Annotated in this window: 9 protein-coding genes and 1 pseudogene; 3 read left to right on the top strand and 7 right to left on the bottom strand. The window is 57.2% G+C overall.

The annotated features are described in order from the left end of the window. Positions 1–41 precede the first annotated feature (41 nt). The gene (locus LEPTO7104_RS0109130; protein WP_026072514.1) at positions 42–1,808 is read left to right on the top strand and encodes a CHASE domain-containing sensor histidine kinase; all 1,767 of its coding nucleotides are present in this window, start codon (positions 42–44) and stop codon (positions 1,806–1,808) included. Between the two features lie 21 nt (positions 1,809–1,829). Here LEPTO7104_RS0109130 and LEPTO7104_RS0109125 read toward each other — a convergent pair whose 3' ends face one another. Then, positions 1,830–2,504, bottom strand: coding sequence for a response regulator transcription factor (locus LEPTO7104_RS0109125; protein WP_017298262.1), 675 nt, complete (start codon positions 2,502–2,504; stop codon positions 1,830–1,832). A 475-nt stretch (positions 2,505–2,979) separates the two neighbouring features. On the opposite strand from LEPTO7104_RS0109125, the gene LEPTO7104_RS0109120 reads away from it, so the two are divergent. Then, positions 2,980–3,885: an ADP-ribosylglycohydrolase family protein gene (locus tag LEPTO7104_RS0109120; RefSeq protein WP_017298261.1), complete on the top strand. Its 906-nt coding sequence runs from the start codon at positions 2,980–2,982 to the stop codon at positions 3,883–3,885. Between the two features lie 64 nt (positions 3,886–3,949). Here LEPTO7104_RS0109120 and LEPTO7104_RS39335 read toward each other — a convergent pair. The 4 genes and pseudogenes from LEPTO7104_RS39335 to malQ all read right to left on the bottom strand — a co-directional run bounded on the left by LEPTO7104_RS39335 (position 3,950) and on the right by malQ (position 9,727). After that, a pseudogene (locus LEPTO7104_RS39335) lies at positions 3,950–5,021 on the bottom strand (IS630 family transposase). A gap of 309 nt (positions 5,022–5,330) precedes the next feature. Beyond that, positions 5,331–6,416 (bottom strand): alanine/ornithine racemase family PLP-dependent enzyme, encoded by a 1,086-nt coding sequence (locus LEPTO7104_RS0109105; RefSeq protein ID WP_017298258.1) that lies wholly within the window; start codon positions 6,414–6,416, stop codon positions 5,331–5,333. A 23-nt stretch (positions 6,417–6,439) separates the two neighbouring features. Beyond that, positions 6,440–7,561, bottom strand: coding sequence for an N-acetyltransferase DgcN family protein (locus LEPTO7104_RS0109100; protein WP_017298257.1), 1,122 nt, complete (start codon positions 7,559–7,561; stop codon positions 6,440–6,442). A gap of 654 nt (positions 7,562–8,215) precedes the next feature. After that, positions 8,216–9,727, bottom strand: coding sequence for a 4-alpha-glucanotransferase (gene malQ / locus LEPTO7104_RS0109090; RefSeq protein ID WP_017298255.1), 1,512 nt, complete (start codon positions 9,725–9,727; stop codon positions 8,216–8,218). 388 nt (positions 9,728–10,115) lie between these two features. Here malQ and treS point away from each other — a divergent pair, with 388 nt between their 5' ends. Continuing rightward, complete coding sequence (treS, locus tag LEPTO7104_RS0109085) at positions 10,116–13,670, top strand: maltose alpha-D-glucosyltransferase (protein WP_017298254.1); 3,555 nt, start codon at positions 10,116–10,118, stop codon at positions 13,668–13,670. A gap of 95 nt (positions 13,671–13,765) precedes the next feature. Here treS and LEPTO7104_RS0109080 read toward each other — a convergent pair whose 3' ends face one another. Further along, a complete protein-coding gene (locus LEPTO7104_RS0109080; protein ID WP_017298253.1) occupies positions 13,766–14,353 on the bottom strand; it encodes an antibiotic biosynthesis monooxygenase in 588 nt (195 codons plus the stop codon). A gap of 162 nt (positions 14,354–14,515) precedes the next feature. Further along, a complete protein-coding gene (locus tag LEPTO7104_RS0109075; RefSeq protein ID WP_017298252.1) occupies positions 14,516–16,069 on the bottom strand; it encodes a glycoside hydrolase family protein in 1,554 nt (517 codons plus the stop codon). Positions 16,070–16,079 lie beyond the last annotated feature (10 nt).

The raw sequence follows: 16,079 nt of genomic DNA, 5'->3' as shown, positions 1-16,079 counted from the left end.
CAAAAGCTATGCAACAATAAGCATTCTTGCAGATTATTTCCATGTCTTTCCGTTCCCGCCATCTTCCCTTCGGGCTTATTCTGGCTTTGGGCCTGGGCACAACCTTGGCGGCCACATTCTGGGTGGGTCGATGGGAGCGACTGTCTCGCCAAAGCGAGTTTCAAAAGCAAATCAACAACCTGACAACCGCATTGCAGCGCACCACCAATCGCTACAACGAGCTGCTGCTGTCGGTGGGCGACTTGTATAGCGCCAATGCCCAAGCTGTGACTGAGCCAGCGTTTAGTCGATTTGTCCAGCGGGCGATCGCGACCTATCCGGGCATTCAGGCGTTGGAGTGGGCACCCCTGCTCAGCCAGCGCGATCGCACCGCCTACGAGCAGTGGCTCCAGACCAGAACCCGACAGCCAGAGCTGGGCATCACCGAGCGAAATGCTGCGGGCAACCTGGTGCGGGCCTCAGAGCGCAGCAGCTACGTGCCCGTCACCTTTTTAGAGCCCTGGCAGACCAATGAGGCCGCGTTAGGGTACGACTTAGCCTCTGACAGCACGCGCCGCATCGCCCTGGAGCGCGCCAGGGATACGGGGGAAATGGCCGCCACGGGGCGGATTCAGCTGGTGCAGGACAGGGCCGAGAACCAGTACAGCTTTTTGGTGTTTCTGCCGGTCTATCGCCAATCTGCAATCAGCCTGACCCAGCGGCGGCAGCGGCTCCAGGGCTACATTCTGGGCGTATTTCGGGTCGCCGATGTGGTGGAAGAGTCGCTCACCGATCTGGATTACGACGTCGATTTTTACATCTTGGATCGGACGGCTAAAGACGATGAGCAGCTGCTGGGTTTCTACGATGCGGAGAAACAGCAGGTGGTTTCCGACTGGGGCAAAGGGCAATTCCCGGTGGGGAGGTCTGGGGTAGAGATCCCTAGCCCCGCCCTCCTTTGCGCCCCCGGCCTCAGCTGCACGGCAACCCTGAGCCTGGGTCAGCGGGAGTGGCAGCTTTTGTTTCTACCGCCTCGCTATCCCGCCCTCCCCTGGGCCGCGCTGGCGACGGCGCTAATTGGTCTCTTGCTCACAACGGTCCTGCTGGTTTACCTGACGCGCTGGCAGTCGGAACTACGGCGCAGCCGCGAGCTCAGCGATCTAAAACTGCGCCTGTTTTCCATGGCCTCCCACGAGTTGCGGACTCCCCTCAGCGTCATCAGCGTTTCCGCCCAGTCCCTGGGGGCCAATCGAGACAGCCTGACCCCCCAGCAGCAGACCACTGTAGTGGAGCGCATTCAGCTGGCGGCTCGCCGCATGGGGCAGCTGGTCGAAGATATCTTAATGCTGACGCGGGCCGAGGCAGGCAAGCTGGAGGTGAACCCCGAAATTTTAGAACTGGGGCTGTTTTGCCGTCAGGTGTGCGATCAAATTCAGCTTCTGCCCGGCCAAACCCTTTTGCTAGAGGGCCAGGATTTGGAAGTCAAAGTCTATTTCGATAAAAAGCTGCTGCAATCGGTGCTCACCAACCTGTTGTCCAATGCGGTTAAGTATTCTCCCCCTGGCTGCCCCATTCGCCTGGTGGTCACGGCTACGGCAGAAACCTGGACCTTCCAGGTCATCGATCGGGGTATCGGCATTCCAACGGCGGCCCAGGGGCACATTTTTGAGGCGTTTTATCGCGGCGACAATGTGGGTCAGGTGCAGGGTACGGGGCTGGGGCTAGCGGTGGCAAAAACCTGCGTGGAGCTGATGGCAGGACATTTAACCGTTCAAAGCGAACCCACGGGGGGAACCTGCATTGCAGCCGTTTTGCCCAGGGTCCACTGATGCGATCGCTGGGGGCAAGCCTCAGCAGGGCATCAGGCGATAGCCTAAGCCGTGGATGGTTTCAATGAAGTTGCGAGGAGCCCCGGCTTTGCGGAGCTTCTGCCGCAGAGCCTTCAGGTGGGCCTTAACCGTTTCCTCACCCGGAGGATCTTCCAGGTGCCAGATCGACTCTAGAATAAAGTGGCGACTCAGCACTCGGCGGCCGTGGCGCAGCAGCAGCTCCAGAATGGCAAACTCCTTCGGCGTTAGACAGATAGGATTATTTTGATACAGCACCTCGTAGGTGCTGGGGTTCAGCCGCAGGGCTTCCCACTGTAAAGCCGTGGGTTGGGCCATGTGCCCTCGCCGCAGCAGGGCGCGAATTTGGGCAATCAGCTCAGACAGGTCAAAGGGTTTAACCATGTAGGCATCTGCCCCGGCATCGAGCCCAGCCACCTTGTCGGAACTCGTATCGCGGGCCGTTAGCATTAGCACCGGGGACGCCAAGCCGTGCGATCGCATGCGCTGGCACAGGGTAAGGCCATCCACCTGGGGCAGCGTTACATCCATCAGCATCAGGTCGTAGGGCAACAGACTCATTTGCTGCCAGGCGATTTCACCATCGTGGGCAACATCTACGGTGTAGCGCTGAGCTTCCAAGGCTTCCGATAGCGACACCGCCAGGAGATGATCGTCCTCAACCAACAGAATTCGCATGGTGACAGCCTCTCCAATGCCGGTTCCGGGCAGCAGTGCAGCTGCGGGAGACCGTTTCACTGATGGTGCCGGGGTTTGTCTCTGGGAGTTGTAATGCTCACTACAGTGCTTCCGTATGCCAGAGCCTGAGTTAGCTAGCTCCCAGCCTGCTTCTCCCCCTGATTGACCAACAAACGTTCGGATGGAGGTTGGTGTTGAGCAAAGCGTTCGCGTAGCGTCTCCAGCGGAGAGAACCCAACACCAGTAATCGCTTTGTTGGGTTACGCTGGCGCTTCACCCAACCTACGGCAGCATAAGGGTTTCTAGGGTTTTGTCAGTCAATCGGGCATCCCTCCAGGCTCAAGCCCACGCAAGTAAGAGAGCCGCCGGAACCGTTCGTAAATTAACCCAACATCCCTTAAATTTTTCAGAGAGCCCTTAATTTTTCAGAGAGATCGAGCAAAATAACGCTGACGCCCGGCTTAAAAAAATTTCTATGAATCCATCAGAACGGTTTCGAGGATGCTTACTGGGGCTGGCCGCTGGCGATGCCGTGGGCACAACGGTCGAATTTCGTCGCCGTGGTTCATTTTCATCGGTGGTCGATATGGTCGGCGGCGGGCCGTTTAACCTCAAGCCTGGCCAGTGGACCGACGATACATCCATGGCGCTGTGCTTAGCCACCAGCCTGATTGAAATCGGTGGATTTGATGCCGTCGATCAAATGAATCGCTACTGCGATTGGCACGAAACCGGCTACCTCAGCAGCACTGGCGACTGCTTTGACATCGGCAATACCGTCAGGCAGGCTCTGGCTCAGTACAAAATCTCTGGCGATCCATTTAGCGGTTCCACACATCCCAGGTCGGCTGGCAACGGCTGCCTCATGCGGCTTGCCCCGGTGCCCATGTTCTATGCCTCAGATCGCGATCGCGTTTTGCACTTCTGTGGTGAGAGCTCTCGCACAACCCATGGCGCCGCCGAATGTGTCGATGCCAGCCGTTTGTTTGGGGACATGCTGTTCCGCGCCCTCTCAGGAGCCAGTAAAACAGAAATTCTTTTTGGCAATGACCTGGAGATGGCTGCATCTCCGGCCCTGCAGGCCATCGCTCGGGGGGAGTATCAGAACAAGCCAGCCGACGACATTCGCGGTTCGGGATACGTTGTCGACAGTTTAGAGGCTGCGCTCTGGTGTTTTCTAACCACAGAAACCTACGCACAAGCCATTCTTGCTGCTGCCAATCTGGGCGATGATGCCGACACAACCGCCGCCATCTGTGGTCAAGTAGCCGGAGCCTACTACGGAGAACTGGGAATCCCTACTCGCTGGCGCCAAAAGCTGACCATGGGCGACAAGATTACTGAGCTTGCCGATCGATTACATGCCGCGGGGGCAGAGTAGATTCAGTGAATATTGGTTGCCGGAGAATCATTCTGTAATATCAAGTCCGCTTAATCAGCCACACTTAGCATTGAAACACCTTCCACCAATGGAACTGGGTCAAGCCTGAGATAAAATCGGGCAGGTTCAGGAGTTGTACACAGCGTCGCTCCACTTTTTCCAGGAGGTCATCGAGGGTCTCAAACACTCGATTAGCCAAGGCTTCGTTGAGAATAGGCCAGAGTCGCTCTGCCGGTTGCATATGCGGGGAATAAGGCGGGAGAAAAGCAAGGTGTAGGCCTTCCGGTACGACCACCTGCTCTGAGGTATGCCACCCAGCTTGATCCATGACCAGCACGACTCGGTGGTTGGGGCCAATGCCAAAGTGTTCGGCAAAATCAGCCAAGGCTCGATTAAACAGATCGACATTGACCCGAGGCAACAGCCACCAATAGGTTTGCCCGCTGCGAGGATGGACAAAGCCATAGAGCCAAAACCAGTCATAGCGACAGTGGACAGGAGCACTGAGCGACCCAAACCAGTTATCGACCCACACCCGGCGCAGGATGGGATGGAGTCCCAAGCGATGTTCGTCCATGGCCCATAGTTGAACGTCGGCGTCGGGATGAGCGGTTTGGATCGTCTCCAGTTGAGCCTGCAGATTTTTTTTCCCACACCCGCTGCTCCTCTTCGGTAGCGGCGTGCTGATGCTCGGGACGAGGCACCTTGAGAGAAAACTCCATCTGCTTGAGAATCTCCCAACCCCGTTGGCGGTGAACCGGACGGCCTAGGTGCTCACTGAGCCAGTCGGCCACCTTGCGCCCATTCCAGAATCCGCCATCCGGCGGCTCCTCCTGCAAGGCTTGGTACAATAAGGCTTGCCGCTCATCATCGAGAATCACCTGCCCATGGCCTGGATTATGCTGTCGTTGGTCACCCAGCGCCGCCGGGCCTTCGCGGTTATAGCTTCTAACCACTTCATAAATCCAAGCTCGGCTATAGCCGCTAACCTCAGAGACCTCAGCGGTACTCTTGCCCAATTGCAACAGCCAGATCAGCTGATAATGTCCCCGTTCAATCCCGCTCTTAGCCGATTTATAGCACTGTTCCAGTTCCTCAATGGTCAAATGTGGTTCTAGCTTCAGTCGACGCCCCATCTCGCGTTATACCTGTTTTGCAACTCCATCATCCATTCTAGGGTTGATTAGCCGGACTTGATATTAGCAATCTGTAAGCAATCTGTAAGCAATCTGTAAGCAATCGGGGATTCGTACTGCGGTTAATGGGCAGCGCTAAGTAGGAGGGCCAAATTAAACCCAGCTTGAGTTTTTGGGTTTTCCCCTTTGGGAGACACTTCGTGTTCGCGATAGCGTTGCGGAGCAAAACGACTCCGCTCAACTCTCTGCCCAGAAACGGATCGAGCATTGAGCGGAGTCGAAATGCGTTTTATAGATTATCAAACTTACTTACAATGCCATCGCCGCACTACAGTTTATAAACTCCTTTCGAACAAAGGGAGAGGTCATGGCGGTGAGAAGGCTGCCATAATCCAGATTAAAACTCACCTCATCTCCCACCTGCAAATTGTGGCGATCGCTATCAATAATCATGTGGTCACTGCTAGCACCTAGTATGTCTAGCGCGCTATTCGGCTTCAGGCCAGACACCAGAACATCTTGCCTTCCCAAGGCTAGGATAGCGCGCTGGTGAACGCCTCGATCTAGAAAAGTAGGCACTCTCCCAAAAGCATCCTGGCAGATCTCGCCGATCGGCAGGGATGGCTTCCGCTTCGACTCAATCACTTCGGCAAAGAGCTGAAATGCTTTGGTGTGTAAACCTGGAATGGCCTTTCGGTGCACGGTTTCGCAGCCCAAAAGAATCGATTCACCCAGGCGGAGATTATTAATTCTGCCGACATCCTGGGCGGCCTTGTACCATTCATAGTTTGCCGAATTACCTCCCGAAATAATTCCTAAGCCAAACTGAAATTCTCTTTCAAGGCTATTGACCTGCTCGGACAAGTTGTCCATGTTTTTGCGGTCTGGCTTGATGCCGCCATGGCAAGCTAAGTTACAGCCAATTCCAGCAATGTTGATATGCGTTAGCGTAAGGGCTTCTCGAATAAACTCAGACAGATCGCAGGGGAGTACACCTTCGCGCAAATCGCCCATCTCCACCATGACAATAACCTGATGAGTTTTGTCATCGGCGTTTGCATGGTAAGAAAGCTTTCTTAGGGTTTCAATCTCCGAGTTAAGGCTAATGTCTACGGCCTTAACAATCGCCTCCGCCTGGCTTGGGGAAGTGCGCAGAAGCACAAAATGGGCTGCGATTCCAGCTGCCTTCATCTTCTGGATGTTTTCAAGGCGAGAGTCGGCAATGTACTTTACTCCGCCTTGAACCATAGCTTCGATAATGGCAGGCTCTCCGAGCACGGCCTTGGAAACTCCCATGAGAGAAATGCCGTTTTGTCCATACAACTCAGACAGAATCCTGGCATTCTCCCGTATTTTTGACAGGCAAATTTCTATCCTTGGCAGAAAAATATCCATTTTCTATGCTTTGACAGCCATGCCTATCTCGTTGTCAAAACAGGAATTTTTTCTAGCTGCGTTTGCTGAATCTTGAGGTTTAGCGCGGGAAAACGGTCGGCTAAGGCTTGAACGAGTTTATTGCAGCCATAGCTCAAGACATCCGTTGTTGGCAGCTGAAACTGCTGCTCGTAGGTCTTTATGGTGCTCAAGATATCTTCATTGGTCAGGTTTTCGTGGCTGAGGGCGATCGCCATTACCCTAGCCTCAGAAACGGCCTCAATTAGCGCAATTTCGCTCTCAACACTCGGCATCGCCAGATTAGGAAAATCACACCGGAACCGTCTAGCCGGTGGGTGTTGAAGAATAATGCCGTCGGGCATGCTTCCCTTTAAGATGCCCAGAGAACTCATGAACGCGGGGTGGCTAACGGCACTTTGGCCCTCAACTAAAATAATGTCAGGATCTTCCTGCTCAACTGCCTGAAGAACGGCGTGCTCTATTTCGCCAATTACAAACTGCGAAATCAGGGCATCGATCGACACGCCATACATAGCGCCCTGCATCAGACTGGTTTGGCCGGTGGCCACCAATACCGATTTAATGCCAAGTTTATTGAGCGCTTTGTTGAGTTCTACGGCAGTGGTCATTTTCCCACAGGCGCAGTCCGTGCCCAGCATTGCAATGACAGGAACATTGACTTCAGATATTCTCCCCGTAAAAACATGCAAGTCTTTTAGCTGAGGCGATTTTCTAATGTCTTTGATTTCAACGTTGTGCTGTACAGCCACATCGGCAAACTCTTGGTCTTCGGAGAAGAACTGATGGAGTCCATTGACAATATCCATCCCGTGCTCCATGGCTTCTACAATTAAAAGCCTTTCATCGCTGGCGATACAAGCTTCTAAGGGAGCCTTGCCATAGATATAACAGCTTGGCACCGTTGAAAGGTAGCTTAAAGCATCACCGAGATCAGCAAATATGGGAATATCGTTTCTAGCTTCCCCCAATTCTTCCCCGGCGTCTTTGCCAGCTAGTGAGCTGTCAATAATTCCGACAATGGTATAAATTTCAGAATGTCGAACCAACGCTGCAGCAGTTTTGCCGTCTACCAAGCCAAATTGTTTTTCGCAGTAAACTAGGGCTGTTTGTCTTTTCATTTCCATTGAAAAAAAATCTCTTTTAATTAGTCTTAAAAATCCTCGAAAGACTGGCCAGGTCCTTTGGGGTTCTCAGGTTTAATTTCTACGCAAAAAATGCATGATTTTCATCATGCTGAAGCTTCGCCATTTTTTCGCATTCGCCAAAGGAACTGTGCAATAAACTCTGTGGAATCCGGCAATTCTCTCAGGCGACCAGACCCTATGTGCTTTGTAGCGAAAAGCTCAAACCTTAATTGAGTCTAATTTAAATACTCAACGCCCTGACTGTAGCATAGATTACTTTTTTCTGCTGAGAATTTAGGCTTGCTGAGGCAAAACGAGCGTTCCTGGCTATGGGTGTGGGCGATCGCTGACTGAGCTAGCGGCTTATGCGGTCAAACAACAAGGTTTTGGCAATAGTGATGGCGGCTTTGGCGTTATCTATCCCGATGCTCTAGATGAATACGACCGTGAAATAGAAAACACAGTTATTCCAGAAGGTTTTGTACCGATTTATGGTTACTGGGGCCCCCCTGACGACTATGAGCATTTGATTGCCGAGAAAACTTATTTACTCGTCTTGGCGGAAATGCTCAGCGAGGTGGGCCACGTTGACAAAGCCGCAACTATCGAGAGCATCCTCAATGAAATCGCCCAGGGGTTCGATCGCACTCCCCCTCAGCCCCCCGAGCGGCTGTAGAGCTGAGTCATGGTCAGCAGGCGATCGCTCAAGGCCTGGGTCAGCAGCGTCGAGCTGCGGTAGCGCCAGCGCCAGTTGCCGTCGTTGTGGCTGGGGTCGTTCATGCGCGATCGCCCGTCTAAATCCAGCAGGTCTTGCAAGGGAATGATCGCCAGATCGGCCACGGAGGACAGCGCGGTGCGAATCAGCAGCCAGTTGATGTCTTCGATCGCCTCGGGCGAGCTATAGCCAGCATAGCGGGCGAGAAACCACTTTTCTGCGTCACTGGCCTGCTGCCACCAGCCGATCGCCGTGTCGTTGTCATGGGTGCCGGGGTAAACCACGGTGTTGCGGGTGTAGTTGTGGGGCAGGTAGGCGTTGTCGGGGTCATCGCCAAAGGCAAACATGAGAATTCGCATGCCCGGGAAGTCAAAGCGATCGCGCAGGGTCTCCACTTCGGGGGTGATAATGCCGAGATCTTCGGCCAAAATTGGCAGCGTTCCCAGGGCTTTTTCGAGGGCAATGAAAAACCGTTCGCCGGGCGCTTCAATCCACTCTCCACCGATGGCAGTTTCTTCGCCAGCGGGCACCTGCCAGTAGGCCTCAAAGCCGCGAAAGTGGTCGACGCGCACAATATCGACGTACTGGAGTGTCACCTGAAATCGCTTGATCCACCAGGCAAAATCTGTTTTTTCAACTTTCTCCCAGTTGTAAACCGGGTTGCCCCACAGCTGGCCGGTGGCGCTGAAGTAGTCGGGCGGCACCCCGGCGATGTAGGCCGGTTCAAAGGTGTTGGGATCGAGCTTAAAGATCTCCGGGTCGGCCCACACATCGGAGCTGTTGTGGCACACATAGATAGAAATATCGCCAATGATTTTGATATTTCTGTCGTTGGCGTACTGGCGCAGCTTTTGCCACTGCTCAAAGAACTTAAACTGCACAAATTGGTGGTATTGAATCTGGTCTTTTAGGGCTTCCCGCTGGGCTTGCAGCGCCTCCGGTTCGCGGCGGGCGATCGCGGGCTCCCAGAAGTTCCAGCTCTTGCCTTCGTTGGCCTCTAGCAGCGCCATAAAAAAGGCAAAATCATCCAGCCAAGAGGATTGCTCCTGGCAAAATTGATGAAAGTTTTCCTGCCGCTCGGGCATGGAGAAAAAGCGATCGCAGGCCCGCCGCAAAAAGTGGGTTTTGTGGGCAATCACCTTTTCAAAATCAACCCGCTCTGGGTCTACGTCGGTTAGGGGCGTTAAGTCCTCGGCCTCTAGCAGCCCCTCAGCGGCAAGCTGCTCCAGGTCGATCAGCAGCGGATTGCCCGCAAAGGTGCTGAAGTTCATGATGTAGGGAGAATGCTCGTAGCCCGTAGGCCCCAGGGGCAAAACCTGCCACAGCGTTTGCCCACTTTTCGCCAAAAAATCGATAAAGGCGTAGGCGGCCTGGCCGAGATCGCCAATGCCAAAGCGGCCTGGAAGCGAGGTGGGATGCAGTAGAACACCGCTGGCACGTTGAAAACTCATGGGAATTAATCGCTGGGATTGAGGATAACTGCCGCCTGCCCCTCCGCCGCCACGGTCAGGCGGGTTCGGGCAAAGACGCAGCAGGGCAAACGCTGCTCCTATAGGCTCTGTGGAGAGAATCAGCGGAATCTGCCTTGCTATTGATAAAAGAAAATCTCCGCCAGTGGCATCCCCCCTAGGGCTTGGATGGGTGCCCTGACCGGGTTGAGCGAACCGATGCTGTCGGCCCACCGTGTTTTATTCGGCCAGCACACAGCCCCGAGTCTGATGGAACCGGCAAAATCTCTTTTAGCGGGCGGTCCTGCGGCGCTGCGACGCGATCGCTCTTACCTCGGGAAGATGACGGAGCAAACCATTTCCGCTAGCGTAGGGGCTGATATTGTGCCAAATGGACGAGTTGACTTTGAAGAATGATCCCCTGTGGTTTAAGAACGCCATCATTTACGAAGTGCCCGTGCGCGCTTTTGCCGACAGCAACGGCGATGGTATTGGTGACTTTCGGGGCCTCACCGGGAAGCTAGACTACCTTCAAGATCTGGGCGTGACGGCCATTTGGCTACTGCCGTTTTTTCCGTCGCCGCTGCGCGACGATGGCTACGACATCGCCGACTACATGAATGTAAATCCCATCTATGGGACGCTGGACGACTTTAAGGAGCTGTTGCAGGCGGCTCACCAGCGGGGCATTCGCGTCATTATCGAGCTGATTGTCAACCACACCTCTGACCAGCATCCGTGGTTTCAGCGGGCGCGGCGATCGCCCAAGGGCAGCCCCGAGCGCGATTTCTACGTCTGGAGCGACACCTACGAGAAATACCAGGAAGCGCGGATTATTTTCCAGGATTTTGAAACCTCCAACTGGACCTGGGATTCGGTGGCCAACGCCTACTTCTGGCACCGTTTCTACTCCCACCAGCCCGATTTGAACTACGACAACCCTGCCGTACAGCAGGCCGTGTTCGACGTGATGGACTTTTGGCTGGAAATGGGGGTCGACGGGCTGCGCATGGACGCGGTGCCCTACCTGTACGAGCGCGAGGGCACCAACTGCGAAAACCTGCCCGAGACCCACGCCTTTTTGAAGCAGCTGCGCCAGCACGTAGACGAAAACTTCCCCAACCGGATGCTGCTGGCCGAGGCCAACCAGTGGCCCGAGGATGCCGCCGCCTACTTTGGCGAGGGCGACGAGTGCCACATGAATTTTCACTTTCCTCTGATGCCGCGCCTGTTTATGGCCCTGCGCATGGAGGACAGCTTTCCGATCGCAGATATTTTGCAGCAGACCCCCGCCATTCCCGACAACTGCCAGTGGGGCCTGTTTTTGCGCAACCACGACGAGCTGACGCTGGAAATGGTCACCGATGAAGACCGCGATTTCATGTATCGCGTCTACGCCCAGGACCCAGAGATGCGGGTGAATTTGGGCATTCGGCGGCGGCTTGCCCCGCTCTTGGGCAACGATCGCCGCCAGATCGAGCTGCTCAACAGCCTGCTGCTGTCGCTGCCCGGCACCCCGGTGCTCTACTACGGCGACGAAATTGGCATGGGCGACAACGTCTACGTGGGCGATCGCAACGGGGTGCGCACCCCCATGCAGTGGAACTTCGACCGCAATGCTGGCTTTAGCAGCGCCAGCCCCCAACGGCTGTTTTTGCCGCTGATTGTCGAGGCCGAGTACCACTACGCCACGGTAAATGTCGAGGCCCAGCGGGCCAACCCCACCTCGCTGCTGAACGCCATGAAGCGCCTGCTCGCCATGCGCAAGCACTTTCAAGCCCTGGGCAGCGGCGACTTTCAGATTCTGCACCCCGAAAACCGCAAGGTGCTGGCCTTTACCCGCACCTACGAAGACGAAAAAATTCTGGTGGTGGCGAATTTGTCTCGCTTCGTGCAGACCGTCGAGCTGGAGCTGTCGGCGCTGAAGGGGTGGATGCCCGTCGAAATTTTTGGCCGCACCGAGTTTCCCCCCATCGATGAGTCGCCCTACTTCCTAAGCATTGGCGCCTACGCCGTCTACTGGTTTACCCTCAAACCCCAGGTGGCGGCCCTGCCCGAGGCCGCGCCGCTGGCCGAACTGCCGATGCTAGATAGCACCTGGCAGAGGGCGTTCGCCCGGCTCCAGTCGGCAGAGGCCCGCAGCTTTGCCGCCAGTTTAGAAACCCTGCTGCCCCGCTACCTGGCCAGCCACCGCTGGTTTGGGGGCCGCACCCGCACGGTGCAAACGGCGCACATTGTCGGGGCGATCGCCATTCCCTACGGCAGCAGCCACGCCCAGATGGTTGAGCTACAGGTCGACTACATTCAGGGCGACCCGCAGACCTACGTGCTGTTTCTGGCCATGGCCGAGGGAGACCAGGCGCTTCAGCTTTTGGCAGACTTGCCCCAGGCGGTAGTGGCCCGGCTCAAGCTGGCCCAGAGCGACGATGTAGCGGTGCTGTTTGACGCGATCGCCGACAAAGCGTTTTTGACCGCCCTGCTAGAGGGCATGGCCCGCCACCAGATCTACGAGAATGCGGCGGGGAAACTGTTGACCACCAAAACGGCTCTCTTCGATGAGCTAAGCCGCGACCAGCCCGGCACCTCCATCGAGGGCGACGCCAGCGGGGGCCAGCCTGGGGCGGGCAGCGGCGGCGGCCTGCCGTTTGAGCCTACCCTGCTCAAGGGCCTGCACAACAATACCTCGATCGCCTACGGCAAACCCGGCAGCATTGCCCCCCAAAACCGCCTGATTTTGAAGCTATTTCAGAAGGTCGAAGAAGGGCTCCACCCCGATTTAGAAGTCCGCCGCTTTCTCGATCGGCACCAGCACTTCAGCCACATTCCCTCGATCGCAGGCACCCTGGACTACCACCGCCCCGACGCAGAACCGATCACGATCGGCCTGCTGCAAGAGTTCATCCCCGATACCCGCAGCGCCTGGGACTACACCATCGACCATCTGCGCGACTACTTCGACCTGGTGGTGATGGATCAGTCGGACATTGCCGAAGCGCCCATGCCCGTTGGCTCGCCCCTGGCTCTGGAACCGGCGACCGGGGTCGACCCCGAGGCCTCCCCTGAGGAAGTCTTTTTTCCGCTGCCCTACTGCCCGCTGCCCTCGGTCGAGTCCCAAATTCCGGCCTGCAAGGCAATCAACAGCTACCTGGCCAACATACAGCTGCTGGGGCAGCGCACCGCCGAGCTGCACATTGCCCTCAGCGTCGACGCCGACACCCCGGCCTTTGCGCCGGAGCCGTTTACCTCGCTCTACCAGCGATCGATCTACCAGTACAGCCGCAACCTGATCGGCCATGTCTTCCTGCTGCTGAAAAACCGCCTCAGCACGCTGCCCCCCGACACGCGATCGCTGGCGGCGCTTGTGTTAGGTCAGCACGATGCCTGTTTGGAGCGGTTTCAATCGGTTTTGAACCACAAGATTACGGCCCTGCGCACCCGCTGCCACGGGGACTACCACCTGGAGCAGGTGCTGTACACGGGCAAAGACTTCGTTATCATTGACTTTGAGGGCGACCCCGCCCGCACCTTGAGCGAGCGACGGATGAAGCGATCGCCCCTGCGCGACGTGGCCAGCATGCTGCAATCGTTTTACTACGCCGCCACCATTGCCTTAGACAACGAAATCGAGAGCGGCATGAGCCAGCCCGAGCAACGCCATCAGCTACAGCAGTGGGCCGAATTTTGGTACCGCTGGGTCAGCACCACCTTTACCAAGGCCTATCTGGCCACCGCCGCCCGCGACAGCTTCCTGCCCCAAACCCAGCGGGAGCTAGAGGTGCTGCTCGGCAACTACCTGATCGAGCAGGCCATCTACAACCTGGGCCAAGAACTCGTCGAGCGCTCCACCCACGTCAAAATTCCCCTGCGCCGCATTCTCTATCTGCTGGCGATCGACCTCGATGGCGGTGTCGTCACCCCCGTCGCGGAGCAGCAGGTCCAGGCCTAGACGACCCGCCCGCGATCGGCCCCATGCCTGACCCCCTAAAAGGCATCAAAACCCCTGGGTATTTGGGCCGCCAGAGTTGCCCCAGCCTCGCCGGGCTAGCGACGGCGGGCGTTGGGATAGAGCCAAAATGCTAGCCCCTTGCTCAACCACGGCATCACGGGGTAGGTCAGCAACGCCGAGACAAAAATCACCGAGACAAACAGCCCCAGCAGCGAGGGCAGCCCCACCAGCAACGGCCCCAGCAGCCAGTTGGCCAGCAAGATCAGCGGGTACACCGCCAGCACGCCCAGCACCACTTGCTTGTAGTAGGGCGGGCTGGTCACAGGCGATCGCCCCTGGGCCAGCCCCCTGGGCAGAGTAAACCAGAGTTCCAGGCCGTTGGGCAGGTGCTGCTGCGATCGGGCCGCCACCAGACCGTAGGATTTATCCATCCAGGCGCGGTAGGTGGGCGACATCAGCCAGCAGCGCAGGTGCTCGTAGGTTTCAAACTTGACAATCACCACGTACTCGGGGTGGGCGTGGTCGCGGGGGCGAATAATATCGACCCCTAAAAACCCAGCAAACTGCCGGGCATCGCGGTTGATGCCCTTGGTCCAGGCCTCGTAGGCCGGTACCTGGCTGGGGTCAACGACCTCCGAGATCACCAGCGTAACCGGGCCAGACTGCTGCTGTATCGCTTCCATGGGGGCAAGGGGGGCAAGGGGGGGCAAGGTGGAGAGGTTCAAGAGAAACCTCAAGAATACAGAAAGACGGGTTGCCGCCCCAAAGCCAGGTCAGAACCTGCCCACAAACGCCAAATGGCCGCGCCCGTCCAGCCTCACGCCGCGCTCACGCCAGCCGAACAGCTAGAGCGAGCAGAACTTTCGCACCCGATCGAACTCCGGATCTTGCCAGGAGTAGGCAAAGTGACTGACCGAGGTAATCTCCGGTGCCGCCCGCCGCAGGGCTTCCATCTGGGTTTCCAGGGCGGGACGGTTGTAGGTAGACTGGCCCCAAATGCCCGCCAGTGCCGGCGCGATGACGGGCGACGTGCCGCTCGGCACCATGGTCTGCACCCGCCGCACGCCGTCTAGTATGCAGCCGGTGTTGCCGCACACCGCGTAGGCCATCGGGTGCCAGCTCATCCAGGTCGGAAAGCGATCCCAGTACTGCAAGCGCGAGTCGTAGCCGCCGGTTCCGACCGTCTGATTCCCTTCCGGGAAAAACACCGTCCCCGAGGGAATGCCCGTGCGCTGGGCCTGCTCCCCAATTAGCTTGACAAAGTCAACCACTCCCTGCACCGCGTGGGCCACGCTGAGCTGCCACAGTTCGGCCTGGAGTTGGGGCCTGAGGCTGGCCGGGCTGGGTGGTTCCTGGCCCGCTGCCAAAGGGGGAGACGGGGTGCGGCTCTGCCACAGCGGCTCGGCCTCGTTGGGGTATAAATCGCGCACGTCTTCGATGTCGCGATCGGTCAAATACCCCCGGCTGATGTAGCGGCGCATCAGCTCTTGCCCCTGCTGGTTCACCGCCCGCCGCAAAAAGGCATCCCGCGAGGCCTGGCCATAGATCCACAGATCGTCAACGCTATCGGCCACGGAGTTGGCGCCAACGCCGCGGGGATAGCGCACATAGTCAAACAAAACGCCGTCGGGCTGCCGCCGCAGCACCGCCCCCAGCATGCGGCTGTAGTCGGCCTGGGCCTGGGTGTTATACGGGTCTACAAAGACTTCATCGGGGTTGCTAGAGGAGCCAGTTTTGGCGTAGGTAAAGGTGGTTTGGCCGCGACCATTGAGGGCCAGCACCTGCTCGCGATCGCTCCGGAGGCCGTAGGAATAGCCAAAGTTGAGGGCAAACATCCAGGCATCTACTTCAAGGCCCCGCTGACGGCCCTTCTCCAGGGCCTCGGCAAACAGGTCGCGGCGTTCGTAGCCGGGGGCCTGCACCACCGAAGGCCACACCGTAGGGTTGTCGGCCTGGGGCAGCAGCACCTGGCCGCCGTAAAACACTTCGACATAGACTTCGTTGTAGCCCAGGTTGACGATGCGATCGAACAGGGCATCTAAAATACCGGGCTGCAAATCGCAGGGGTAGAGGCGCACCCACACGGCCTGGTGCTGGGGCCAGGTGCGGCTGCGGCACTGGCGCAGCGCCTCGGTGTGCTGGTTCACGATCGCCTGGTACTGCTGCTGGGAGGGTGCATCTCCCGCCAGGGCAGCTTTGCGCAGGTTTTCCTTGGCCAGGGCATCGGCCTGGGTGACCTGGCAGTAGGCGTTAAGAGCCAGGGCAGGCCTCGCGCCAGCGATGGGGAATATCCCCAAACCGGCCAACCCAGACGCCAGAGCCAGCCCCTGCAAAAGCAGCGGCCTAGCTAGCTGCCGTAGGGAGCCACGAAACCGAGCCGGAGAAAAAGAGTGAGCCATTAGACAACCG

Source organism: Nodosilinea nodulosa PCC 7104 (genome assembly GCF_000309385.1).
Lineage (GTDB): Bacteria > Cyanobacteriota > Cyanobacteriia > Phormidesmidales > Phormidesmidaceae > Nodosilinea > Nodosilinea nodulosa.
This window is presented reverse-complemented; position numbering and strand designations above follow the sequence as displayed.